General features: G+C 69.5%; 19 protein-coding genes. 10 read left to right on the top strand and 9 right to left on the bottom strand.

Going from position 1 to position 23,725, the window contains the following annotated elements; all coding sequences use genetic code 11:
• Positions 1-210 precede the first annotated feature (210 nt).
• On the bottom strand, positions 211-1,737 hold the full coding sequence (locus A3AG_RS0113805) for an aldehyde dehydrogenase (NADP(+)) (RefSeq protein WP_018005978.1): 1,527 nt from the start codon (positions 1,735-1,737) through the stop codon (positions 211-213).
• Between the two features lie 113 nt (positions 1,738-1,850).
• Complete coding sequence (kdgD, locus tag A3AG_RS0113800; RefSeq protein WP_026164170.1) at positions 1,851-2,765, bottom strand: 5-dehydro-4-deoxyglucarate dehydratase; 915 nt, start codon at positions 2,763-2,765, stop codon at positions 1,851-1,853.
• A 342-nt stretch (positions 2,766-3,107) separates the two neighbouring features.
• On the opposite strand from kdgD, the gene A3AG_RS0113795 reads away from it, so the two are divergent.
• The 4 genes from A3AG_RS0113795 to A3AG_RS0113780 all read left to right on the top strand — a co-directional run bounded on the left by A3AG_RS0113795 (position 3,108) and on the right by A3AG_RS0113780 (position 10,456).
• The gene (locus A3AG_RS0113795) at positions 3,108-4,088 is read left to right on the top strand and encodes a DedA family protein/thiosulfate sulfurtransferase GlpE (protein WP_018005977.1); all 981 of its coding nucleotides are present in this window, start codon (positions 3,108-3,110) and stop codon (positions 4,086-4,088) included.
• Between the two features lie 77 nt (positions 4,089-4,165).
• Positions 4,166-6,943, top strand: coding sequence for a hypothetical protein (locus A3AG_RS0113790; RefSeq protein ID WP_018005976.1), 2,778 nt, complete (start codon positions 4,166-4,168; stop codon positions 6,941-6,943).
• 247 nt (positions 6,944-7,190) lie between these two features.
• On the top strand, positions 7,191-8,231 hold the full coding sequence (locus tag A3AG_RS0113785; RefSeq protein WP_035848781.1) for an LLM class flavin-dependent oxidoreductase: 1,041 nt from the start codon (positions 7,191-7,193) through the stop codon (positions 8,229-8,231).
• Between the two features lie 218 nt (positions 8,232-8,449).
• Complete coding sequence (locus A3AG_RS0113780; RefSeq protein ID WP_018005974.1) at positions 8,450-10,456, top strand: sigma-54-dependent Fis family transcriptional regulator; 2,007 nt, start codon at positions 8,450-8,452, stop codon at positions 10,454-10,456.
• Here the strand turns inward: A3AG_RS0113780 and A3AG_RS0113775 are convergent.
• The 4 genes from A3AG_RS0113775 to A3AG_RS0113760 all read right to left on the bottom strand — a co-directional run bounded on the left by A3AG_RS0113775 (position 10,425) and on the right by A3AG_RS0113760 (position 14,764).
• Positions 10,425-11,414, bottom strand: coding sequence for a LysR family transcriptional regulator (locus A3AG_RS0113775; protein WP_018005973.1), 990 nt, complete (start codon positions 11,412-11,414; stop codon positions 10,425-10,427). The two genes, A3AG_RS0113780 and A3AG_RS0113775, sit on opposite strands and share 32 nt — an antisense overlap.
• Positions 11,415-11,471: 57 nt before the next feature.
• Positions 11,472-12,455 (bottom strand): amidohydrolase family protein, encoded by a 984-nt coding sequence (locus A3AG_RS0113770; RefSeq protein WP_018005972.1) that lies wholly within the window; start codon positions 12,453-12,455, stop codon positions 11,472-11,474.
• Positions 12,452-13,756: an MFS transporter gene (locus A3AG_RS0113765; protein WP_018005971.1), complete on the bottom strand. Its 1,305-nt coding sequence runs from the start codon at positions 13,754-13,756 to the stop codon at positions 12,452-12,454. Before A3AG_RS0113765 ends, A3AG_RS0113770 begins: the two co-directional genes overlap by 4 nt.
• 63 nt (positions 13,757-13,819) lie before the next feature.
• Positions 13,820-14,764 (bottom strand): YncE family protein, encoded by a 945-nt coding sequence (locus A3AG_RS0113760; protein ID WP_018005970.1) that lies wholly within the window; start codon positions 14,762-14,764, stop codon positions 13,820-13,822.
• A gap of 364 nt (positions 14,765-15,128) precedes the next feature.
• Here A3AG_RS0113760 and A3AG_RS0113755 point away from each other — a divergent pair, with 364 nt between their 5' ends.
• The 6 genes from A3AG_RS0113755 to A3AG_RS0113730 all read left to right on the top strand — a co-directional run bounded on the left by A3AG_RS0113755 (position 15,129) and on the right by A3AG_RS0113730 (position 20,664).
• Positions 15,129-16,196 carry an ATP-NAD kinase family protein gene (locus A3AG_RS0113755; protein ID WP_018005969.1) on the top strand — a complete coding sequence of 356 codons (1,068 nt, stop codon included), beginning with the start codon at positions 15,129-15,131 and terminating at the stop codon, positions 16,194-16,196.
• Between the two features lie 65 nt (positions 16,197-16,261).
• Positions 16,262-17,275 carry a thiamine pyrophosphate-dependent dehydrogenase E1 component subunit alpha gene (locus A3AG_RS0113750; RefSeq protein WP_018005968.1) on the top strand — a complete coding sequence of 338 codons (1,014 nt, stop codon included), beginning with the start codon at positions 16,262-16,264 and terminating at the stop codon, positions 17,273-17,275.
• A 35-nt stretch (positions 17,276-17,310) separates the two neighbouring features.
• Positions 17,311-18,327, top strand: coding sequence for an alpha-ketoacid dehydrogenase subunit beta (locus tag A3AG_RS0113745; protein WP_018005967.1), 1,017 nt, complete (start codon positions 17,311-17,313; stop codon positions 18,325-18,327).
• Positions 18,327-19,442, top strand: a complete 1,116-nt coding sequence (locus tag A3AG_RS0113740; protein ID WP_018005966.1) for an acetoin dehydrogenase dihydrolipoyllysine-residue acetyltransferase subunit — start codon at positions 18,327-18,329, stop codon at positions 19,440-19,442. Before A3AG_RS0113745 ends, A3AG_RS0113740 begins: the two co-directional genes overlap by 1 nt.
• 72 nt (positions 19,443-19,514) lie before the next feature.
• On the top strand, positions 19,515-19,856 hold the full coding sequence (locus A3AG_RS0113735; protein ID WP_018005965.1) for a carboxymuconolactone decarboxylase family protein: 342 nt from the start codon (positions 19,515-19,517) through the stop codon (positions 19,854-19,856).
• A gap of 46 nt (positions 19,857-19,902) precedes the next feature.
• Positions 19,903-20,664, top strand: a complete 762-nt coding sequence (locus tag A3AG_RS0113730) for a lipoate--protein ligase family protein (protein ID WP_018005964.1) — start codon at positions 19,903-19,905, stop codon at positions 20,662-20,664.
• Here A3AG_RS0113730 and A3AG_RS31650 read toward each other — a convergent pair.
• The 3 genes from A3AG_RS31650 to A3AG_RS0113715 all read right to left on the bottom strand — a co-directional run bounded on the left by A3AG_RS31650 (position 20,661) and on the right by A3AG_RS0113715 (position 23,212).
• Positions 20,661-21,290, bottom strand: coding sequence for a DUF3047 domain-containing protein (locus A3AG_RS31650; protein WP_018005963.1), 630 nt, complete (start codon positions 21,288-21,290; stop codon positions 20,661-20,663). The genes A3AG_RS0113730 and A3AG_RS31650 overlap by 4 nt on opposite strands.
• Positions 21,291-21,639: 349 nt before the next feature.
• Positions 21,640-22,461 (bottom strand): hypothetical protein, encoded by an 822-nt coding sequence (locus tag A3AG_RS0113720; RefSeq protein ID WP_018005962.1) that lies wholly within the window; start codon positions 22,459-22,461, stop codon positions 21,640-21,642.
• A 361-nt stretch (positions 22,462-22,822) separates the two neighbouring features.
• The gene (locus A3AG_RS0113715) at positions 22,823-23,212 is read right to left on the bottom strand and encodes an OsmC family protein (protein WP_018005961.1); all 390 of its coding nucleotides are present in this window, start codon (positions 23,210-23,212) and stop codon (positions 22,823-22,825) included.
• Between the last annotated feature and the right edge of the window lie 513 nt (positions 23,213-23,725).

The following is a 23,725-nucleotide window of genomic DNA, read 5'->3' as shown; positions in this document are numbered from 1 at the left end:
TGGGTGTTGGCAAAGGACGGCTCGCATGCGGGCCGTTTTTTTTTGAAGGCTATAAGTAGCGTGTGTTTTCTCCCCTCTCCCGCTTGCGGGAGAGGGAGCACCCAGTCGGGATTGGGAAGGCCTGCGGCATATCGCTGGGAGCGTAGCTTTGTGCCCCTTCCAAAAAGCAAAAAGCCCCGCACCAGGCGGGGCATATCTCGACAGCTCTCGTTATTTCCGTAGCGCCGCCGGCAGCAAAGCCTGCGGCAGGTTCTGATAGCAAACCGGCCGCAGGAACCGGTCGATCGCCGTGGCACCCACCGAAGTCGTACGCACATCCGATGTCGCCGGGAACGGCCCGCCATGGACCATCGCGTACGCCACCTCGACGCCGGTGGGATAGCCATTGCACAACACCCGCCCGGCCTTGCGCTCCAGCACCGGCAGCAGGCGCTGCGCGGCGGCGTGGTCGGCGTCGTCGAGCTGCATCGTCGCCGTCAGCTGCCCTTCGAGCTCGCGCGCCACGGTCAGCATCTCGTCCAGATCGCGGCACACCACCAGCACCGTCGACGGGCCGAACACCTCGGCCTGCATGCGGTGGTTAGCCAGGAACCGCGCGGCGGTGGTTTCGAACATTTCCGGCCGGGCCTGGTTTGCGCCGCTGGCGTCCACGCCGTGGCCAATGCGCTGCAAGCCATCGAGCGATGCGAGCCGGGCCACGCCCTGCTGATACGCGGCATGGATGCCGGGTGTCAGCATCGTGGCCGCCGGCTTGCCTTGCAGCGCGCCCAGCGCCGCCGCGCGGAACTTGTCCAGCGCATGGCCTTCGACGCCGATCACCAGTCCGGGGTTGGTGCAGAACTGGCCGACCCCGAGCACCAGCGAATCGACCAGCTGGCGGCCGATCTCCTCGCCGCGCGCCTCGAGCGCGGCGGGCAGCAGGAACACCGGGTTGATGCTGCTCATCTCGGCGTACACCGGGATCGGCTGCGGGCGCGCGTTGGCGGCGCGCATCAGCGCCATGCCGCCGGCGCGCGAGCCGGTAAAGCCCACCGCCTGGATCGCCGGATGCGACACCAGCGCCGTGCCGATGGCATTGCCCGCGCCCACCAGCAGCGAGAACACGCCCTCGGGCAGGCCGGCGTCGCGCACCGCCTGCTGGATCACGCGCCCGACCAGCTCGGACGTGCCCAGGTGCGCCGGGTGCGCCTTGACCACCACCGGGCAGCCCGCGGCCAGCGCGGCGGCGGTGTCGCCGCCGGCCACGGAGAAGGCCAGCGGGAAGTTGCTGGCGCCGAACACCGCAACCGGACCAATGGCGATGCGCTGCATGCGCAGGTCCGGGCGCGGCGGGTTGCGCTCGGGCAGCGCGGGGTCGAAGGTGGCTTGCTGCCAGCGGCCCTCGCGCAGCACCGTGGCGAACAGGCGCAGCTGCCCGGCGGTGCGGCCGCGCTCGCCTTGCAGGCGCGCGATCGGCAGCGCGCTTTCCAGGTGGGCGCGCTCGATCAGCGTGTCGCCCAGCGCCTCGATGCCCGCGGCGATGGCCTCGAGGAAGGCCGCGCGCTGTTCGGGCGTGGTGTTGCGGTACGTGTCGAAGGCCGCCCCGGCCAGCGCGCAGGCGCGCTCGACCTCGGCCTCGCCGCCGCCGTGGAAGTCAGGGCCGATCGCCGCGCCGGTGGCGGGATTCATCGCCTGCAGCGTGGCCTCGGTACCGCGCACGGCTTGCGCGCCGATCAGCATGTCGCCGGTGATTTGCATGAAAGGTCCTTGTCAGCGTTTGGAACGGGAAACCGGCCGCAGGGCATGCGCCCCGCGGCCGGCTGGTCGGAATGCGCGGCGGGGGACGGCGCGCTGGCCGTCCGCGCGCCGGGTTACTGCGCGCCGAGCTGGTTGATCAGCGCGCCCAGCATCTCCATCTCCTCGCCGGTCAGGTCGGTCAGCGGCGCGCGCACGGGACCGCCGTCGCGGCCGACCAGGCGCGCGCCCGCCTTGACGATGCTGACCGCATAGCCGGCCTTGCGGTTGCGGATGGCCAGGTAGGGCAGGAAGAAGTCGTCGATCAGGCGGCCCACGGTGTCGTGGTCGTCCGCGGCGATGGCGCGGTAGAAGTCCATCGCCGTCTTGGGGATGAAGTTGAACACCGCCGACGAATACACCGGCACGCCCAGCGCCTTGTAGGCCGCGGCATAGACCTCGGCGGTCGGCAGGCCGCCCAGGTAGGAGAAGCGGTCGCCCAGCTTGCGGCGGATGCTGACCATCGCTTCGATGTCGCCCACGCCATCCTTGAAGCCGATCAGGTTGGGGCAGCGCCCGGCCAGGCGGGCCAGCTGGTCGGCGTTGAGCTTCGAATTGGCGCGGTTGTAGACGATCACGCCGATATCGACCGCCTTGCAGACTTCTTCGACGTGGGCCGCAATGCCGTCCTGGCTGGCTTCGGTCAGGTAGTGCGGCAGCAGCAGCACGCCGGCGGCGCCCAGGCGCTGGGCTTCCTGCGCATAGGCAATGGCGGTGCGGGTCGGGCCGCCGGCGCCGGCCAGGATCGGCACCTTGCCGGCGCAGGTTCGCACGGCGGTATCGACCACGGCGGAGTAGTCCTGCGGCGTCAACGAGAAGAATTCGCCGGTGCCGCCGGCCGCGAACAGCGCGGTGGCGCCATAGGGTGCCAGCCACTCGAGGCGCGCTGCGTAGGACTTCGGCGCGAAGTCGCCCTGGGCGTCGAAGTCGGTGATGGGGAAGGACAGCAGGCCTTCGGAGACGATTTGCTTGAGTTCGTTCGGTGCGAGCATTGCGGCAATCCGGGGCGGGCCAAGGGCCCGGGTGGCAGAGGCGGCTGACCGGCGGAAGATCAGTCGAGTTATCAGTCATCGTATGACATAAGGCTGGCGAAGGCAATAGGTCGGAGATGTACCCCGGGTTAACCGGGAGCCCGGCGAAGCGGCTCGCGGGTGGGCTGCTGTGTGCTTCCCGGCCGGTCAGGAGGTGTATGGGCCCGCAGCCGTTGTTGTAGGACAACGTAGGTCCCGTGCTGCAGTATCCACCAGCCAATTTGAATCGACCATGCAAAGGTTCCGCGCCACGGCGATCCCGCGGCTGGCACACTGGCGTCCTGGACCAAAGGGGAGAGCGCGGTGGGAGAGTTACAGGCCTTGCTGGAAAACCACGGGCTGATGCTGGTGTTCCTGAACGTACTGGTCGAGCAGGCGGGCCTGCCGGTGCCGGCCTATCCGATGCTGTTCGTCGCCGGCGCGCTGGGCGTGCAGGAGACCGGGCCGTCGATCGGCGCGGTGCTGGCCGCGGTCATCGCCGCCTGCCTGATTGCCGATACCGGCTGGTACTTCGCCGGGCGCCGGCTGGGCCAGCCGATGCTGCGCACCATCTGCAAGGTATCGATCTCGCCCGACTCCTGCATCCGCCAGACCCAGTCGCTGTACCTGCGCGTGGGGCCGCGCTCGCTGGTCGTGGCCAAGCTGCTGCCGGGTGCCGGCGCGCTGTCGACCGCGATGGCCGGCATGACCGGCACGCCATTGCCGCTGTTCCTGTTCTACGATGCGATCGGTGCGCTGGTGTGGGCCGGCAGCGGCCTGCTGATCGGCGTGGTGTTCAGCGACTTCATCGATGCCATTCTCGAGGGCTTCAGCACCTACGGCCACATGGCGCTGGCGGCGGTGGTGGGGGCCTTCCTGGTGTTCCTGGCGTGGCGCTCGTGGCGCCGCCTGCGGCTGCTGCGCATCACGAAGCGCGTGCCGCGCATGAGTGTGGATGAACTGGAATCGCGCCGGCTGGCCGGCGCGCTGCCGCTCGTGATCGACGTACGCGCCCATGGCGACCTGCCGATGGAGCGCATTCCCGGCTCGATGGTGCTCGACATGCAGGGGGCGCTCGACAGCCTCGACGCGCTCGGCGTGGCGCCCGCCGAGGCCGACATCGTGGTCTATTGCGCCTGCCCGAACGAGATGTCCGCGGCGCTGCTGGCCGAACGCCTGCGCGTGGCCGGCTATCCCAGGACCTGGGCGCTGGCCGGCGGCTTCGATGAATGGAAGCGGCGGCACGGCGCCACCGTGCCGCCCGCCGTCACCCATCCCGGACCGGGCCAGGCGACGGCACGCTGAGCCGCGGGCTGCAGCGGAATATCGACCATGCGCCGTTGCCTATACTTGGCGCAGGCCGACTGCTACGGGAGGCGCCCATGGCTGCGGAAGACCACGGTTACGGCGACGAAGCGGCCCGCATCGCGCACCGCCGCCGCCTGCTCGGCATCGCGCCGCGCACGCAAGAGGGCCAGCGCCACTGGGCGCTGGCGCTGTCCGGCGGCGGCATCCGCAGCGCCACCTTTTGCCTTGGCGTGATGCAGGCGCTGGCCGGCACCGACATGCCGGCAGACACGACCGCGGCGACCCCGCGCGGCGACGCGCCCCAGACACCCGCGGCGAGCGCGGCCACCCCGGCGCAGACCGTTCCCGGGCTGGCTTCTCTGCTGGCGCAGTTCGATTACCTGTCGACCGTCAGCGGCGGTGGCTACCTCGGCGCCTTTTTCGTCAGCCTGTTCGTGCCGGGGCGCCTGCGCCGCGGCGCGGGTCCGGTCCAGGCTGCCGCCGACGCCTACCACACGCTGCAATGCGAGCCGCCGGGCCGCATCCACACCTCGGTCTCCTATGCCGCCGATCCCGGCCGCGGCGCGGTCGCGTGGCTGCGCGAGAACGGCCGCTACCTGTCGCCCACGGGCGCGGGCGACAACCTCTATGCCGCCGCGCTGGTGGCGCGCAACTGGCTGGCGATGCACTACGTGATCGGCAGCGCGCTGCTGGTGCTGCTGTCGCTGCTGGCGCTGCTGCTGCACGGCGCGGCGGGCGCGTGGTACGGCTTCGGACGCTACGAGATGGACCTGCTCCACGATGCGCGCCAGGCCTTCAACCAGGGCGAATGCGCGATCTGGTGGAGCCCGTTGCTGTGGCTGCCGCTGGCCACGGCGGTGCTCGGCGCGGTGCCGCCCGGGCTGGCGTACTGGCTGGTCTATCCCCGCGCCAGCGAACCGCAGGCGCCGGGCCGCTTCTTCAGCCCCGCGCCGATGGTGGCGACGCTGCTGGGACTGCTGTTGCTCGCCGCCGCGTACTGGTCGGAACGGATCGGGGCGCGGCCGCTGCCGGCGCAGCTGTTTGCCGCGCTGGGCGTGCTCACCTGGCTTGGCGTGCTGGCCTGCCTGGTGATGCTGCAGGGCGAGCCGCGCACGGTGTCCGGCTATCGCGTGCGCGCCACGCGCGCGCTGCGCACGGCGGTCACCCTGACGCTGTGGCTGGCGGCATTGGGCGTGGCCGATACCGTCGCGCGCACCTCTTACCTGTATGCCCAGGCCGCCGGCCATCCGTGGAGCGTGGCGCTGCCCGCGAGCGCCCTGGGCGTGCTGGTCTGGCTGGTGCGCTACGGCGCGCGCCGGCTCGACGAAGGTCGCAAGGGCAGCGCCGCCACGGCCTGGCGCGCACTGTGGGCACGCCTGCCGGTCTCGCTGCTGGCCGGGGCGGCCGCGGCGGTGCTGGCGCTGCTGCTGTACGTGCTGTGGTCGTGGCTGGTGCTGTGGGTGCGCTGGAATGGGCGCGAGCCGGTCGACTGGCTGGTGTATGGCACCGCCTACACCGGGCCGGCGCTGGCCACGCTGACGGTGGTGGCGCTGGTGCTGGCGCTGGTCGCCGGCCGCTTTACCGGCTTCCTGAACCTGTCCACGCTGCAGCCCTTCTACGCGGCACGGCTCACACGCGCCTACCTCGGCGCGTCCAACGGCGAACGCTTTGCCGCGCACGATCCCGATCCGGCGGCGGACCGGCGCCGGCGCGCGCGCTTCAGCGTGGCCGAACCCGTGCCCGGCGACCAGCTCAGCCTCAATGCCTACTACGATCCGCACGTGCTCGCGCCGTTGCACCTGATCAACGTGACGCTGAACCTGACCGTCGATCCGGCCGAGCAGCTGGTCCAGCGCGACCGCAAGGGCAAGCCGCTGTGCCTGGCACCGGGTGCCGGCCTGCCGCAGCCGGGCGCGGCGGGCGCGATCGCGCCGGACGCCTATGCGCGCTTCACCGTCGATGGCTGGCAGTGCTGCCCGGATGCGTCATGGCCGGCGTCGGGCAAGCTGGCGCAAGCGCTGACGGTGGGCGACTGGATCGCGATCTCGGGCGCGGCGGTGTCCACCGGGCTGGGCCGAGCCACCACGCTCGGCACATCGTTGCTGCTGGGGCTGGCCAACCTGCGGCTGGGCACGTGGTGGCCGTCGTTCCCGGCCCGCTACGCGCGCCGCGGCGGGCGCGAGGGCGAGCGCTGGCGCCATCCCGAACGCGCCACGCATCCGTGGCTGGCCGCGGGCATCTTCCGCACGCAGTATTACCTGGGATGCGAGCTGAGCGCGCGCTTCCATGGCACGCGGCGCGGCTGGCAGTATCTGTCGGACGGCGGCCATTTCGACAACACCGCCGTCTACGAGCTGCTGCGCCCCGGCCGGGACGTCGCGCTGATCGTGCTGTGCGACTGCGGCGCCGATCCCGACTATCGCTTCGGCGACCTTGCCAACCTGATCCGGCTTGCGCGCATCGACCATGGGCTGGAGATCGTCGTCGATACCGAGGCCGCCACCACGCACCCGGTGCTGAGCCGCGTCTTCGGCGTGCCGGACGATTTCGGGCCGGGCCAGCCGGCCGGCGCCGCCGACAAATGCGCGGTGCTGCTCGACGTGTTCCGCACCGACCCCGCCTGCGCGGCGCCGCGCGTGCGCGTCTGCCGCATCGTGCTGATCAAGCCGCGGCTGGTGTCATGGGCGCCGGCCGACGTGCGGCACTATGGCGCCACGCACCCGGACTTTCCGCAGCAAGGCACCGGCGACCAGTTCTTCGACGAGGCGCAATGGGAGAGCTACCGGGCCCTGGGGCATGCAATCGGCAAGCGCGTGCTGGGCGGTGAAGCAGGCAAGGCGCTGCTGGCGTGATGGCGCGCCGAGCCGGCCTCGAAGTGTCTTGAGAGTCATCGATCGTTCGTTCGCATCGGGCTGAATGGTAAGGGCATGCGGCAGCCCGGCTGCGGCCCTGCCGCGCGAGCGATACCCACGCCGCCCGCAGGGCCGCAATGCCGCCGCCAGCACGATCCGCGCAGGCTCACTACCATAGCGAACCATCCGCATTGCAGCGGGCGGCGCACGTGTGGCCTATGCCGCCCGCCGCCGGCCCGACCACGACATGAATCGCGACTCTCTCCCCGCCGGCAACGGCATCGCCTATTCGGTGCTCGACCTCGCCCCCATCCCGCAAGGCAGCGATGCCGGCCAGGCCATGCGCAACTCGCTCGACCTGGCGCGCCATGCCGAGCAACTGGGCTACCACCGCTACTGGCTGGCCGAGCACCACAACATGCCCGGCATCGCCAGCGCCGCCACCGCGGTGCTGATCGGCTATGTCGCCAACGGCACGCAAAGCATTCGCGTGGGCTCCGGCGGCGTGATGCTGCCGAACCATTCGCCGCTGGTGATCGCCGAGCAGTTCGGCACGCTGGCCTCGCTCTATCCGGGCCGCATCGACCTGGGCCTGGGCCGCGCGCCCGGCACCGACCAGGCCACCGCACGCGCGCTGCGCCGCCATCTCGCCAGCGACAGCGCCGACACCTTCCCGCAGGACGTGGAAGAGCTGCAGGCCTACTTCGACGACGTGCGCCCGGGCCAGCGCCTGCGCGCGGTTCCCGGCGCGGGCCTGAAGGTGCCGATCTGGCTGCTGGGCTCGAGCCTGTTCAGCGCGCAGCTGGCCGCGGCGATGGGGCTGCCGTTCGCCTTCGCCTCGCACTTTGCGCCGGGCTTCATGCGCCAGGCGCTGGACCTGTACCGGCGCACCTTCCGCCCGTCGGAAACGCTGGACCGGCCCTACGTGATGCTCGGCCTCAATGTGTTCGCGGCCGATACCGGCGACCAGGCGCGCCGGCTGTTCAGCTCGCTGCAGCAACAGTTCCTGGCGCTGGTGCGCGGCACGCCGGGGCAGCTGCGCCCGCCGGTCGACGATATCGAAGCGCTCTGGAACGAGAGCGAGGCGGACCATATCCGGCGCTCGCTGGCCTGCTCGGTGGTGGGCGACCCGGATGCGGTCCGCGCCGGCATGCAGCGCTTTGTCGATGACCTGCAGCCGGACGAGCTGATGATCACCGGCCAGATCTTCGACCACCAGGCGCGGCTGCGATCGTTCGAGATCGCAGCCACTGCCGCGCGCGGCCTCCAGGCTAACGCGACGCTCTAGCCGTTCGGTATGGCGCACGCCGCACTTGCGGCGTGCGCCGGCCGCTGTCTTTCATTTCCTGCCGGTTCGGGTTTGCATGGCGCCGAGGCGCTCGGATACATTAGAAGGCCGACACCAGACAGAGGCGTGGCCAGCCAGGCACGCGCCCGCATAGTTCGCCCGATCCACCGTCCCAGGCAAGCCCGCGGGGGCGAGGGCAGCGACGACAGGAGACAGCGATGGACCTGCGGCAACGCGAGCACATCGAGACGGTGGTCCAGGCCACCGCCTATCTATCCCCGCCAGCCCTGCTCGCGGAGCGCATCGCGCATGACGCCATCATCCAGAATTCATGGCGGCGCTGCGTGCACCAGTACGGGCTCGATCCCTCGCGCATGCAGGAGGCGCGCATCCTGCCGCAGACGCGCCTGCGCGAACACCAGGAACGCATCGACGACTTCGCCCGCATCGCCCGCCACGGCTTGCAGAGCCTGCACGCGCAGGTGGCCGCGCTGAGCTACGTGGTGCTGCTGACCGATGCGCAGGGTGTCACGGTCGACTATATCGGCGATACCCACAGCGATGCCGCGCTGCGCCACGCCGGCCTCTACCTCGGTGCGGAATGGAGCGAGAGCGGCGCCGGCACCTGCGCGGTCGGCACCGCGCTGGTCACCGGGCAGGCACTGACCGTGCACCAGGCCGACCATTTCGACGCCACCCATATCCCGCTGACCTGCACCGCGGCGCCGCTGTTCGACACGCACGGCAAGCTGCACGCGATCCTCGACATCTCGGCGCTGGTCTCGCCGCAGGCCAAGGACAGCCAGGGCCTGGCGCTGCAGATGGTGCGCATCTACGCCGCGCATATCGAGAACGCCAACTTCCTGCGCGCGCACCGGCGCGACTGGATCCTGAAGCTGAACGTCGCCCCCGAGTTTGTCGACGTCAACCCGGAATACCTGCTGGCGCTCGACGATGCCGGACGCATCGTCGGCCACAACCATCGCGCCCGCCTGATGCTGGAGACCGAACTGGCGGGCATGCCGGGCGCCACCGTGCTCGGGCAGCCGTTCGAGACCTTGTTCGATGCCCGGCTGGAAGACCTGGGCCGCTATGTCTACTCGCGGCCCAGCGAGCAGCGGCTGGTCGCGCTCAACCGCAGCGGCGGCCTGCTGTACCTGAGCGTGATGCCGCCCGCGCTGGGATGGCAGGCGCCCGCAGCCCCGGTGCCGGTGGCGATGCCGGCGCCGCTGGCCGCGCTCAGCGGCGGCGACGCCGCGCTGGCACAACAGCTGGAGCGCGCCGCGCGCCTGGTCGATTCGCCGATCCACCTGCTGATCCAGGGCGAAACCGGCAGCGGCAAGGAGTTCTTCGCCAAGGCGCTGCACCAGGCCAGCGCGCGCCGCGCCGGGCCTTTTGTCGCGGTGAACTGCGCGGCGATTCCCGAGACGCTGATCGAGAGCGAGCTGTTCGGCCACCTGCCCAACAGCTTCTCCGGCGCCGGCTCGCGCGGCAAGCGCGGGCTGATCCAGGAGGCCGACGGCGGCACGCTGTTCCTGGACGAGATCGGCGACATGCCGCGCGAACTGCAGTCGCGGCTGCTGCGCGTGCTGGCCGAGGGCGAGGTGCTGCCGGTTGGCGCCGCGCGGCCGGTACCGGTGCGCCTGCGCGTGATCTCGGCCACGCACCATCGCCTGGAGCAGCTGGTCGCCGAAGGCCGCTTCCGCGAGGATCTTTACTACCGCCTGAACGGCGCGCGCTTCGAGCTGCCGCCGCTGCGCGAGCGCACCGACCTGGACTGGCTGGTGCGCAAGCTGCTGCAGGAAGGCGCCGGCGCACCGGTGACGCTGTCGCCGGCGGCGAGCGAGCGGCTGCGCCGCCACCGCTGGCCGGGCAACCTGCGGGAACTGCGCAACGTGCTGGAGTACGCGCGCGCAGTCTGCAGCGGTGGCTATATCGACGTGCACGACCTGCCCGATGCCGTGGCCGGCGCGGCCGTACCGGCTGCCGCAACCGCCGTGCCGGCCTCGGCGGATCGCGCCCCGGACCACGACGCCACCGCGCCGTTCGACCCGCACCAGCTGCCCCCCGAGGGCATGCTGCTGATGCAATACCTGCGCGCTTCGGGCTGGAACCTGAGCGCGGTCGCGCGCCAGATCGGCATCAGCCGCATGACGCTGTACCGGCGCATGGAACGCTACGGCATCCAGTCGCCTAACCGGCGCGACGGCGGCGCGCAGGCGTAGGGCCGGGCTGGCCGGATGCGCAGGCCGCGTGCAGCGCATCGGCCAGCAGCCGCATGCCCGGCGTGGAGGCCCGGCGCTTGCGCGTGACCAGGCCATAGGGCACCAGCCGGCCCCGCATCGCCACCGGCAGGATCGCCAGCGCGCCCAGTGCGGCAAAGTAGCGCGCGATCGCGTCGGGCACGACCGCCACGCGCTCGCTGGCGGCCAGCAAGGGCAGCGTTGCCATGATGGAGGAGGTCTCGATGACATCCTCGGGCGGCGGCACGCGCGCGTCGCGGAACGCCTGGTCGATGATCTGCCGCATCGGGCTGGCGGCCGGCTGGATGATCCACGGATAGCGCGCCAGCGAAGCCAGCCGCAAGGTACGCTTGCCGGCCTGCGGATGCGCGGTACCGGCGACGACGGACAAGGTCTCTTCGCACAGCGGCTCGAAGGCCAGGTCTTGCGCCAGCGCGTCCGCCGGGATGCGGCCCACCACCAAGTCGAGGGCATCCTGCCGCAGCGCCTGCACCAGCACGTCGCTGGTATCCACCTGCAGCGAGATATGCAATTGCGGGTAGCGCGCCTTCAGTCCGTTGATGGCGCCGGTAAGCCGGTCGGGCACCGGCGCCAGGATGGCGCCGATCCGCACCTTGCCGACCTCGCCCACGGCGATCGCGGCAAACTCGTCGCGCAGCGCATCGAGGTCGGAGAGGACCACGCGCGCATAGCGGATCAGCGCTTCGCCGAACAGCGTCGGTGCGATGCCGCGGGCGTGGCGGGTGAACAGCAGCGCGCCGACGATGTCCTCCAGTTCCTGCAGCGCCTTGGTGGCCGCCGGCTGGGTCAATGCCAGCTGGTCGGCGGCACCGCGCAGCGTGCCATGGCCGGCCAGCGCCAGCACCAGCCGCAGATGGCGCATTTGCAGGCGTTTGCGCAACGTGGCGGCGCTGGACAACAGGTTCTGTGGATGGGACATGGCGATGTGCGAGCGTCACGTCCTTATAGCATGCACGCGGCCGGGATGGCCGAAGGCTCAGCGGGATCCGAACCATCCTACCGGCGGCTGCGCCATGTCCGCAGGCGCAATGCGGTAGAAGCGCGCGGCATTCTCCGCCAGCACGCGGAGCCGCGCCTCGGGGTCCGGCAAGGCCTCGCACACGGTGCCGAGCACCGTGCCGAAGCTGGCGCTCAGCGAGGCGACCGGCAGGTTGCTGCCGAACATGGCGCGCTCATGCCCGAAGATGGCCAGCGTCTCGCGCACGATGCGGCGGTTGCCCGGCGCGTCCCAGCGGCCGCCGGGCAGCCCGAACTCGGACAGCTTGACCATCACGTTGGGGCAGGCGGCGAGCGCCTCCATGCCGCGGCGCCAATGCGCCAGGCCGGCGTCGGAACGGTCCAGCGGCAGGCCGGTGTGGTTCAGCGCAATGCGCAGGTCCGGCAGGGCGGCTGCCACCTGCGCCGCCTCGGCCAGATGCCAGAACGGTACGCGCAGGTCCCACGACAACCCGTGGCGCGGCAGGCGCGCCAAATCATCCAGCCAGGCCTGGTCCTGCATCGAGCCGGCCGCGCCGGCCACCGATTCGCCCGGCCCGCTGGCGGTCCGCGGCTTGCAGCGGATGCCACGCACCCGCGCAAAACTCGCCTGGCGCGCCAGCACCGCGGCACAGCCGGGCGTGCCGAACGGCGCGTAGGCCACCACCGCGGCGGCCATGCCTGGCGGCCAGCCCGGCTCGTGCAGCCATGCGGTTTCGGCGACCGCCTCGCCGCGGTCGCGCTCGGCCTCGACATGCACCGTGGCCAGCACCGTGACGCGGCCTGCGCGGTCGCCCTGCGTATCGCGCCGGTACTGCGCCGGCAGGTAGTCCCGCCGCAGCGCCCGGTTGTCGCCAAGGAAAAACGCGGCCGGCTGGCAGGCATCCTGCAGCCAGGGATAATGGCCGCGATCGAGCCGCCACAGGTGGTGGTGGGCATCGACGATGGCCAGCGGCGCGCCGCCGCACGCCGGGCCGTGCGTCATCGGCAACGCTCCGGCAAGGTTGCCGCCAGGGCCGCGGCCAGCACCAGCGCCCCGGCCAAAAGGTAGACCCCGGCACCGGCATCGACATGCTGGATCAGCAGTCCGACCGCGTACGGCCCGCAGAACCCGCCGAGATTGCCCAGCGCATTGATCAGGCCGCGCGCCACGCCGGCGTCGTCCACCGCCAGCAGCCGTGGCGGCAAGGTCCAGAACACGCCCGCCGCCGCCTGCAGGCAGACCCCGCAGCCGACCAGCAGGCCATAGGCCAGCCAGGTGTTGGCGTGGAACCAGACCGACCCGGCCAGGCACGCGGCAAAGGCCAGCAGCGGCCACGTCACGAAGGCGCGCCGGCGCCCGCTGCGGTCGGACCAGGCTGACACCAGCAGGATGCCGGCCATGGTGCCGACATAGGGCACCATGGCCAGCAAGCCCACTTGTCCCATGCCACCGTGGGTCAGGTTCTTGAGGATGGTGGGCAGCCACAGGGTGTAGCCGTAGATGCCCATCTGGTACAGGAAATTCAGGGCGATCAGGCGCCAGATCACGGCATCGCGCAGCAGCCGGGCCAGCACCGTGCGCGTGGCCGGCGCGCTTGCCGGCGCGGCGTGCTGCTGCTCCGCATGCAGCCGGCCCAGCACATAGTCGCGTTCGGCCGCGCTGATCCACCTGGCTTCCTGCGGACGGTCGCAGGCCAGCAGCCACCAGAGGCCCAGGCACAGCGCCGAGAGCAGGCCCTCGATGATAAACAGCCAGCGCCAGTCGAGCGCGGCGATTACCAGCCCCGACAACGGGGCCGTGATCATGCCCGCTATCGGCACGAACAGGATCACCAGCGCATTGGCGCGGCCCCGCTCGTGGTCCGGAAACCAGTTGCCGACCATGGTCAGCACCACCGGCAGCATGCCCCCCTCGGCCACGCCCAGCGCAAAGCGCAGGATCAGCAGTTCGGTCTCGTTGCGCACCAGTCCGGTCAGCACCGACAGCACCGCCCAGGCCAGCATCGACCAGGCGATAAACTTGCGCCCGCTGCCACGCACTGCCAGCTTGCCCCCGGGAATTTGCAGGAACAGATAGCCGGCAACGAAGATGCCGCCGGCCAGGCCCGCCATGCCTGCGCCGATGCCGAGCGCTTCGCTCATGCCGCCGGGCATGGCAAAGGCGATATTGACGCGGTCCATATAGGACACGATGCACACCATCAGGATGGGCGGGATCACCCGCCACCAGCGCTGGGCCGGAATGTGGGTGCGGGAATCGAGGGTGGGCGCGCAGGCGCCGCCCGCGGGCTGCGAAATGGTCATGGTCTCCTCCAGGGCTGCCGTCAGCGCGTGCGCCGGCTGCGGCGCCTTGTCTTGGGGTAGGGGCTATTGGCGCGGCAGCGCCAGGATCGCCAGCCCATCCGGCTCCTGGCCGGTGGCAAAGGCGTGGCGCAAGGTAAGCGTGCGCAGGTCGAGCACGCCGACGCTGTCGTCATTCAGGGCCAGCCAGGCGCGGCCCGGGTCGGCGGGATGGAAGGCCAGCGCGATGGGTTTGGCGCCGGTATCGACCCGGGCCAGTTCTGCCAGCGTGTACGGGTCGAAGAAACGCAGGCTGCGCTCGCCATAGTTCAGCGCGACCAGCCGGTTGCAGGGCGACCAGTAGAGCCGGGTCGGATCCTCGCCGGTATCGGCCGTACCCATTTCTGCGAGGGTATGGGCGTCCAGCCGCGTGATGCGGTGCTCATCCCGGCTGGCAACGTAGAGCATGGATTCGTCGGGGCTCAGGCAGCAGCCTTCCGGCCGCCGGCCGGCATGCGCGGCCAGCGGCGGGCGCGTGGCGTCGTGGGGATGGACCAGCGTCACGGTGTGCGACAGCAGGCTGGTGACATAGGCACGCTGGCCGTCGCGCGACAGCACGAACAAATGGCTCTTGACGCCGCCGGACGGGAGCGCGCGGTCCGGTGTCTGCCGTGACGCGGGCGCTTCGAACACCAGCAGCATGTTGTCGCGCTCGCTCAGCGCATAGACGCGGCCCTGCGCGTCGAGTTGCAGGCCGTGGATGCGATGCCACGGCGCGCAGGCCAGCACGCCATGACGCTCGCCGCGGGCCAGGTCGACGGCGATCACCGCCGCGCCGCCATCGCCGGGATGGGCAAAGGTTTGCACGCCGTAGTGGCCGACATAGCCAAGCAGCCGGTCGCGGTCGATGGCGAATTCGTGGGGGTATTCCGGCAGCGGTACGGTAAAGCGGCGTGCGCCGGTCTGCAGGTCGTAGGCACTGAAGCTGTGGCCGAATTTTTCCACCAGTACCGCGGTCCAGCGGGCATCCATGTCGTCTCCTCGTTGTCTTCGCCGGGGGACGGCGAAGCTCGCGATGGCGAGGACGAAAGTCTGGCGCAGGCAGCCACCTCAAACCATTGAATATTGGCTATTCAGGTATTCCCGCCAGTAATCGGCGCGAGCGGAACCGCTCAGGTGGTACGGGTGTACAGCGTGTACACCCGTACTGTGACACCTGTCTCGCCTGGCGGCCGCCAAGGCCGCCCGTCTGGCGAAATCGGCAGTAGTTTTTGCGGGTTATCCCTGAGGCCAGCGCACCGCAAGGGGCCGAGTTTCCCGTTGCGATGCCATCCGGCCACTGGCACAGCCATTGCAAAGTCGCCTGTCACGACAACGACAACACAGGAGACAGGCAATGGGGCAGACAAGGTTCGCCGATGCGCCGCTGGTCGGCATCATCGCCAATCCGGTTTCGGCGCGCGACATCCGCCGCGTGATCGCCAACGCCAACAGCCTGCAGCTGGCTGACCGCGTCAATATCGTGCTGCGCCTGCTGGCCGCGCTGTCGTCCTGCGGCGTGCGGCGCGTGCTGATGATGCCCGACCGCGAGGGGCTGCGCGTCATGCTGGCGCGGCACCTGGCGCACCGCCAGGGACCCGATTCGAGCCTGCCCGAAGTCGCGTATCTCGACATGCCGGTGGCCTCGCGCGTCGACGACACGCTGCATGCGGCGCGCTGCATGGCCGATGCCGGCGTTGCCGCCATCATCGTGCTGGGCGGCGATGGCACCCACCGCGCCGTGGTGCGCGAGTGCGGCGCGGTGCCGATCGCGGGACTGTCGACCGGCACCAACAACGCCTACCCCGAGATGCGCGAACCCACCGTCACCGGGCTTGCCACCGGCCTCTATGCCAGCGGACGCATTCCCGCCAGCCAGGCGCTGGCGTCGAACAAGCGCCTGGACATCGTCATCCGCGACGGCAATGGCAATTTCCGCCGCGACATCGCGCTGGTCGATGCGGTGATCTCGCACGAACACTTCATCGGCGCGCGCGCGCTGTGGAAGACCGACACGCTGGCCGCGGTCTACGTGTCGTTTGCCGATCCCGAAACGATCGGGCTGTCCTCCATCGCCGGCTTGCTCGAGCCGGTGGGTCGCCGCGAAGCCGGCGGCCTCGCGATCGAGCTGGCGGCGCCGGGCGCGGGCGAATTCGAACTGCGCGCGCCGATTGCGCCTGGCCTGATGTGCACCGTGCCCATTGCCGGCTGGCAGCGGCTCGCCCACGGCCGCCCTCATCGCGTGCGCCAGCGCAGCGGCGTCGTCGCGCTGGACGGCGAGCGCGAGCTGACCTTCGGCCCGGACGACGAAGTCACCGTCACGCTGCATGACCACGCTTTCCGCAGCATCGACGTCGCTGCCTGCATGCGCCACGCGGCGCGCCAACACCTGATGCGCAGCGTGCCGCAGCACGCCATGGGCTGAGCACGCCAGGCCGCGCATGCCCCGATTTTCTTGAAGTGCAACACCTGAAAACGAAGGAGACAGACATGACAGCCAGAGCTTCGCAAGATCCGGCACAACCTCGTGCGGCGCTGCCGCTCGACAAGGAGACGCTGCTGACGGTGTACCGCAAGATGCGCACCATCCGCGACTTCGAGGAGCGCCTGCACGTGGATTTCGCGCGCGGCGACATCCCGGGCTTCGTCCACCTGTACGCGGGCGAGGAAGCCGCGGGCGTCGGCATCCTGCATCACCTGCACGACGGCGACCGCATCGCCAGCACGCACCGCGGCCATGGCCACTGCATTGCCAAGGGCGTCGACCCGGTGGCGATGATGAAGGAGATCTACGGCAAGAAGGGCGGCTCGTGCAACGGCAAGGGCGGCTCGATGCATATCGCCGACCTGTCCAAGGGCATGATGGGCGCCAACGGCATCCTCGGCGCGGGCGCCCCGCTGATCTGCGGCGCCGCGCTGGCGGCCAAGTTCCGCGGCAAGGGCGAGGTCGGCATCACCTTCTGCGGCGACGGCGCTTCCAACCAGGGCACCTTCCTGGAAAGCCTGAACCTGGCCGCGGTGTGGAACCTGCCGGTGATTTTCGTGATCGAGAACAACGGCTACGCCGAATCGACCTCGCGCGACTACGGCACCGCGGTCGACAGCTACGTCGACCGCGCCGCGGGCTTCGGCATCCCGGGCGTGACCGTCGACGGCACGGACTTCTTCGCGGTCCACGAAGCCGCCGGCGAAGTCATCCGGCGCGCGCGCGAAGGCGGCGGGCCGTCGCTGCTCGAATGCAAGATGGTCCGCTTCTACGGCCACTTCGAAGGCGATGCGCAGACCTACCGCGCCGCCGGGGAACTCGACGACATCCGCGCCAACAAGGATTGCCTGAAGCTGTTCGGCCGCACCGTGACGCAGGCCGGCGTGATCGCGCGCGAAGAGCTCGACGCGATCGACCGCGAAGTCGCCGCGCTGATCGACCACGCCGTGCAGCAAGCCAAGGCGGCGCCGCAGCCGGGCCCGGAAGACCTGCTGACCGACGTCTACGTCAGCTACTGATCCGCCCCGCGCAAACCAATTATCAGGAGACAGACATGGCTCGCAAACTGAGCATCAAGCTGGCGATCAACGAGGCGATCGACCAGGAAATGACCCGCGACCCCAGCGTCATCATGCTGGGCGAGGACATCGTCGGCGGCGCCGGCGCGGACGGCGAGAAGGACGCCTGGGGCGGCGTGCTGGGCGTGACCAAGGGCCTGTACGCCAAGCATGGCGACCGGCTGCTGGACACGCCACTGTCCGAGTCCGCCTACGTGGGCGCGGCCATCGGCGCCGCCGCCTGCGGCATGCGCCCGATCGCCGAACTGATGTTTATCGACTTCATGGGCGTTTGCTTCGACCAGATCTTCAATCAGGCCGCCAAATTCCGCTACATGTTCGGCGGCAAGGCCGAGACTCCGGTGGTGATCCGCGCCATGGTCGGCGCGGGCTTCCGCGCCGCCGCGCAGCACAGCCAGATGCTGACGCCGCTGTTCACGCATATCCCCGGCCTGAAGGTGGTGTGCCCGTCCACGCCGTACGACACCAAGGGGCTGCTGATCCAGGCGATCCGCGACAACGACCCGGTGATCTTCTGCGAGCACAAGAATCTCTACGGGCTGGAAGGCGACGTGCCGGAAGGCGCCTATGCCATCCCGTTCGGCGAGGCCAATATCGTGCGCGACGGCAAGGACGTGACCATCGTCACCTACGGGCTGATGGTGCATCGCGCGCTGGAGGCGGCGGCGACGCTGGCGAAGGAGGGAATCGAGGCCGAGATCGTCGACCTGCGCACGCTGTCGCCGCTGGACATGGATACGGTGCTCGAGTCGGTAGAGAACACCGGGCGCCTGGTCGTTGTGGATGAAGCCAGCCCGCGCTGCAATATCGCCACCGATATCTCCGCGCAGGTTGCGCAGCAGGCCTTCGGTGCGCTCAAGGCCGGCATCGAGATGGTGTGCCCCCCGCATACGCCGGTGCCGTTCTCGCCCACGCTGGAAGACCTGTATATCCCCAGCGCGGCACAGATCGTCAATGCCGCGCGCAAGACCGTGAAGGGAGGCAAGCACTGATGGCAACGGATGCAATCACCCCGATCGTGATGCCCAAATGGGGCCTGTCGATGAAGGAGGGCACGGTCAATGCCTGGCTGGTCGACGAAGGCACCGAGATCACCGTGGGCATGCCGATCCTCGACGTGGAAACCGACAAGATCGCCAATGCGGTGGAGGCCCCCGACGCGGGCACGCTGCGCCGCAAGGTGGCGCAGGCCGGCGACGTGCTGCCGGTGAAGGCGCTGCTTGGCGTGCTGGCCCCTGCGGAGGTGAGCGATGCGCAGATCGATGAATACGTGGCGGCTTATGAAACGCCGGCGGACGACGGCGGCGACGAGGATGCCGCCGCCGCGTACCAGTTCGCCGAAGTCGACGGCATCCGGGTCCGCTATGCCCGCAAGGGCGACGGCGCCCAGACCGTGCTCTTCATCCACGGCTTTGGCGGCGACCTGGACAACTGGCTGTTCAACCTCGAGCCCCTGGCCGACGCGTACACCGTGGTGGCGCTCGACCTGCCCGGCCACGGACAGTCGTCGCCGCGGCTCGCGGGCACGACGCTGGCGCAGATGGCCGGCTTTGTAGCGCGCTTCATGGACGAGGCCGGGATCGACGCCGCGCATGTGGTCGGCCATTCGATGGGCGGCGGCGTGGCCGCGCAGTTGGCGGTGGATGCGCCGCAGCGGGTGCTGTCGGTGGCGCTGGTGTCGCCGGTGGGCTTTGGCGAGGCCGTCAACAGCGACTATACCGAAGGCTTCGTCAAGGCACAGTCGCGGCGCGAGCTCAAGCCCGTGGTCGAACTGCTGTTTGCTGACCCGGGGCTGGTGAGCCGGCAGATGCTGGACGACCTGTTGCGCTACAAGCGGCTCGATGGCGTCGACGAGGCGCTGACCGCGCTCGGTCAGGGACTTTTCGCCGGCGGCCGGCAGCGCGAGCAACCGGGCCAGCGCCTGGCCGAAAGCGGCAAGCGCGTGCTGGTGGTGTGGGGCGGCCAGGACCGCATCATCCCCGCCCAACATGCCGAAGCCGCGCCGCCGGGTGCCAGCGTCAAGGTCTTCCCCGACGCTGGCCACATGAGCCAGATGGAGAAGGCCAACGACTTCAACGCGCTGCTGAAGACCCACCTGGCCGGTTGATGCCGCCCGGACGGCGCCGCGTCGCGCCGTCCAGGCAACGCCCGGGGCCAATCTACCAAAGGACACCTCCACATGACCACAGACCTGAAGACCCGCCTGGCGGACATCAACAAGCAATTCGGCGCGCTCGGCCAGGCCCAGCCCGCCGCGATGAGCGCCTTCCAGGGCGTGATGAAAGCCGCCACGCAGCAGGGCAGCCTGCCTGCCGAAATCAAGGAACTGGTGGCGGTCGCGCTGGCCGTGCAGAAGGGCTGCGACGACTGCGTGCTGTTCCACACCAGCCAGGCGCTGCGCCATCGCGCGAGCCGCGAGCAACTGGCCGAAGTGCTGGCCGTCAATATCGAGATGGGTGGCGGGCCCGGCGCCATGTACGCCGCCAAGGCGCTGGCGTATTTCGATGCGCTCAACGCCTAGGGTTGCTAGACTCGGCGCATTGCCATTCCCGGGCAGCTTCCCACCGATGCCGTTTGAACTTGTCGATCCCGTCGCCCCGGACCACGCGTGCAGCGACCCGCTGCAGGAAGAACTGGCGCTGCTCGAACTCGCGGCGCAGGGCCGGCAGGTAGCACGGCTGTGGGAGGCACCGCTGTCGCTGGTGGTGCCGCGCACCTACCTGCGCCACGCGGCGCTGGAGCGCGCACGCGCCGATTTCGCGCAGCGGGGTTGTCCGGTGTTCCTGCGCATGTCGGGCGGTGGCCTGGTTCCCCAGGGTCCGGGCATCCTCAACCTGAGCCTCGCTTACCCCGTCGGACAGCCGCCCGGCGCCCTCAGCGACGCGGTCTACCTGCACCTGTGCGCGGTGATCGGCGGCGCGCTGCGCACGCTCGGCATCGAGACCCACTGGCAAGCCGTGGCCGGCTCCTTTTGCGATGGCCGCTACAACCTCGCCTGGGGCCCGCCCGAAGGCGCCCGCAAGATCGCCGGCACGGCCCAGTACTGGCGGCGTGCGCCAGCGGCCCTGCAGGCGGCCGACGGCCAGCGCCACCTGGTGCTGGCCCATGCGGTGCTGCTGGTCAGCGCCGACCCGGAGCAGATCAATGCGCGCGCCAATGCCTTCGAGGCGGCGATCGGCAGCGAGCGGCGTTATGACGCGGGCAAGGTCGTCAGCGTGCGCGAGGCGCTTGCGGCCGCCGGGTGTGTCCCGCAGGACGATGCCGTGCTGATGGCCGAGGTCTCGGACGCGCTGCGATACAGCCTCGGACAGCATCCTGCCCCAGCCTAGTCCTTCGCCGCGGTGCCAGGCAGGAAGCGGATATCGCCATACCAGGCGCGGGTGGCGGCGTGGGTATTGTCGGTGTCCGTCATGATGCCGTAGGCCTTGAGCGGACCGGGCGGCTCGTGGAATACGCGTTCATAGTCCCGCGCCAGATTGCGCCGCAGGTTCTGCCATTTGCCGGCATCGTCGGCGCCGGAGACCACGATCATCTGCACGCGCCCGGTATGCGGGTTGGGGATGACGCTGCCGGGCGCGGAACTGGTCGACCAGACATACATCAGTGTGGCATAGGGCAGTTCCTCGCCCGCCACGGTCCTGGCCAGTTGCATCGCGGCGCGGTCGCGCAGCGAAAGCTTGCTGGTGTCGCCGTCGAAGAAGAACACCAGCCGTGCCGGCGCGTCCTCGCGCGCGCCGTCGCGGTTGTCGGCGCCCGGTATCGCGCCGTCTGCCTTCCAGCGCCAGGCCACCACGGGCGTGCGCGACAGGTCCACGTCGCCCGCATGCATCAGCGCGGACGCCGACCCGTTGGCTTGGGCCCTCAGCACCGTGCTGCCGCCATCCGTGACCAGTTGGTACTCGGTCCTGGCCTTGCCTTCGGCAACCGGTAAATTTTTCCAGTCCGCCGGCAGCACGCCGCCCGGCTTGCGCTCGGAAACGACAAGTCAGGGCTTGCCGCCTTGGGCCGGCGCCGAGAGCGGGGCGAGCAGCAGGGTGGCACACAAGGCAAGGAGCAATGCATGGAGGGTCGTCATGGCGGGTCAGCGGAATACGAGACGTGGGATCGAACGCAAACCGTGTGCCCGCGCGCCGTGCACCCTGTCGGATCTGACCAGCACAAAAAAATCGCGGCCCACGAGGGGCCGCAAATCGGGAATGCGAGGAGTGTCAAATTCCTCAGGAGACGTTATCGGCGCAAAGCGGGGGCTCAAGACCCCACTTCCGTGGGGTCTATGAATCACAAGCATGAATGCGAGCGTCCGCTCACGCAATCAGGTAGGCGGGAGGCGGGCCAGGCCGAACGGAGGCGCGCAGTTTCCGGACATTCGATTCCAGTTCGGCGTGGGCCGCGTCGAGCCAGTCCACGCGATGCCGCACCGGATCCTTGGCCGACAGGGCGCTGGCGGCGATCTCCCGCAGGAAGTAGCGCACCATGCTGCCGGCGCGCGCGGGCACAGGCATCATTCCCAGCAACTGGCGACGCGCCAGCAACCGGCGCGTGACCGCGTGCTGGAGCGCGGCCCAGGCAGTGCGGCCCAAGGCGATGTACAGCGCGTCCGTCCGCATCTGCCGCACAGCGCCGAGGAATTGCGTTTCGAAGACGTCGCGCAGCATCGGCGCGTCGAGCAGTTCTTCCAGCGGGCCGTCGAATGCCAGCCCGCGCCGCGTGGTGGCATGCGGCAACAGCGCCAACGGCTGCAGGCGCTCGAAGCCGTCGTTCCACAAGGCGGCGGCATGCGGCAGCCCCACCAGTTCGGGCACGCGGAAGTGGTCGAGCATGCGGATCAGGTTGGGCCGCACCAGCTTGCCGCCCAGTTCGACGCGCCGCTTGTTCTCGCGCTGGATCACGCGGCCCGGCGCATGGGCGTGCAGCAGTTCCTCGGTCACCGCGGCGGCCAGCCGCACGTGCGCGTGGCCCGGCGTGGTGCTGACCAGCACCAGCGCTGCTTGCGGATTCAGGTATTCGCATGGCACGTAGTGCATGGCGTAGGTGCTGTCCCGCGCCACCACGACGGGTTTCGCGATCACGCTGCCGGCGCCCGCCAGCCGTATCTGCGCGCAATAGGCTTCGATGAAGTTGGTCAAGGCATCCCCCCGCTCGCTTCGTTATTTAAGCGTTTTTATTGTTTTTGCTTTTCGCCATGGTAAGCCGGCGGTGTGGCACAGAGTGTGTCGGCACTGCCGTTTTGATCACTTCCCGGACTGAACTTGGTGGGCCAGCCAACACAGCACATGGGGCGTTGGTCAACGGGGGCGGATCCCGGCGTAGCGTATTGCGTCGGGCGGTCAGGACCATGACACGGCACCCGGCAAAAGAAAAAAGCCGGACACGATGCGGTGTCCGGCCAACCCATTTGCTGACTCAGGTGGTGTCAGAACCCGAGGACTCAAATGCTAACGATTCTCATTTGCTGTGGCAAGCCCCTCGGGTGAGCGGGTGCGCCCGTCAGGCTATCGAGGTCTGGATCGAAAGCTGGCCGGACAAGGTCTTGTGCACCGGGCAACGATTGGCGACGCGCAGCAGGTCTTCCAGGATCTGGGGCGAAAGGTCGCCGCTGACCCTGACCTCGCGCCGCATCGTATAGGTGCCGTTGGCTTCCTCGTGAGCGACCGAGACCTGGATGTCAGTGACCGCGTAGCCCTTGCGCTTCGCATACAGCTGCAAGGTCAGCGTCGTGCACGCGGCCAGGGCGGAGTCCAGCAAGTCATGCGGGTTCGGGTAGCGCGTGTCGCCGCCGGCGGATGCGTCGAGGTCCGCTTGCCACTCGGCGGTGCCGTTGGTCAGCTGGCAGATGCTGTTGCCCTGGCTTGGCTTCCATGTCGCTTGGATAGTCATCGAACGTCCCCATCTCTTCAAAGAGCGGCCCCGCGGGCCGGAACGGCCATTCTATAAGCAGCCTCGCCGCCGGTCAGGAGCGCCGGAAGCAGCGTATCCGTGCCGGTTTCGGCTGGCCCGAAAAAATCGCTTGCCAACCCCGTCGCGCTCGCTTACTATTCGCCCCCTCGCAACACAACGCGGCGCTGCAAGTCAGGCGCGGCAAGGGTTGCGGGGTTGGCCGGGAGGTTGGCGCAGCAAGGTTTGCGGCGCTGACGGCAGCAAAAAAGATTGCTGCAAACGGTTGACGAAACGAAGAAAGCTCTGCATAATCTCGTTTCTCTGCTGCAGACAACGCAGCGCGCTGAACGGCAAAGCCGGGAAGCGAAGTTCTTTAACAAACAAACAACCGATAAGTGTGGGCGCTGGGTAGCGGACGCCGCTGTCTGCGGACAGTGATGCTTCAAGTTATACAGTGCTCGCACAGCAAAACGTGACCGGGTCTTCGGATCTGGTCAGTCAGTTTTCTGAGAG

Origin of the sequence: Cupriavidus neocaledonicus, assembly GCF_000372525.1 — a bacterium.
GTDB classification, from domain to species: domain Bacteria; phylum Pseudomonadota; class Gammaproteobacteria; order Burkholderiales; family Burkholderiaceae; genus Cupriavidus; species Cupriavidus neocaledonicus.
Note: the sequence above shows the minus strand (reverse complement) of the source record. Positions and strands in the feature narration are given on the sequence as shown.

Coding starts and splice junctions, on each gene's coding strand:
- A3AG_RS0113805 (WP_018005978.1), bottom strand. CDS start 1,737: ATGCAAATCACCGGCGACATGCTGATCGGCGCGCAAGCCGTGCGCGGT.
- kdgD (WP_026164170.1), bottom strand. CDS start 2,765: ATGCTCGCACCGAACGAACTCAAGCAAATCGTCTCCGAAGGCCTGCTG.
- A3AG_RS0113790 (WP_018005976.1), top strand. CDS start 4,166: ATGGCTGCGGAAGACCACGGTTACGGCGACGAAGCGGCCCGCATCGCG.
- A3AG_RS0113785 (WP_035848781.1), top strand. CDS start 7,191: ATGAATCGCGACTCTCTCCCCGCCGGCAACGGCATCGCCTATTCGGTG.
- A3AG_RS0113780 (WP_018005974.1), top strand. CDS start 8,450: ATGGACCTGCGGCAACGCGAGCACATCGAGACGGTGGTCCAGGCCACC.
- A3AG_RS0113775 (WP_018005973.1), bottom strand. CDS start 11,414: ATGTCCCATCCACAGAACCTGTTGTCCAGCGCCGCCACGTTGCGCAAA.
- A3AG_RS0113770 (WP_018005972.1), bottom strand. CDS start 12,455: ATGACGCACGGCCCGGCGTGCGGCGGCGCGCCGCTGGCCATCGTCGAT.
- A3AG_RS0113765 (WP_018005971.1), bottom strand. CDS start 13,756: ATGACCATTTCGCAGCCCGCGGGCGGCGCCTGCGCGCCCACCCTCGAT.
- A3AG_RS0113760 (WP_018005970.1), bottom strand. CDS start 14,764: ATGGATGCCCGCTGGACCGCGGTACTGGTGGAAAAATTCGGCCACAGC.
- A3AG_RS0113755 (WP_018005969.1), top strand. CDS start 15,129: ATGGGGCAGACAAGGTTCGCCGATGCGCCGCTGGTCGGCATCATCGCC.
- A3AG_RS0113750 (WP_018005968.1), top strand. CDS start 16,262: ATGACAGCCAGAGCTTCGCAAGATCCGGCACAACCTCGTGCGGCGCTG.
- A3AG_RS0113745 (WP_018005967.1), top strand. CDS start 17,311: ATGGCTCGCAAACTGAGCATCAAGCTGGCGATCAACGAGGCGATCGAC.
- A3AG_RS0113740 (WP_018005966.1), top strand. CDS start 18,327: ATGGCAACGGATGCAATCACCCCGATCGTGATGCCCAAATGGGGCCTG.
- A3AG_RS0113735 (WP_018005965.1), top strand. CDS start 19,515: ATGACCACAGACCTGAAGACCCGCCTGGCGGACATCAACAAGCAATTC.
- A3AG_RS0113730 (WP_018005964.1), top strand. CDS start 19,903: ATGCCGTTTGAACTTGTCGATCCCGTCGCCCCGGACCACGCGTGCAGC.
- A3AG_RS0113715 (WP_018005961.1), bottom strand. CDS start 23,212: ATGACTATCCAAGCGACATGGAAGCCAAGCCAGGGCAACAGCATCTGC.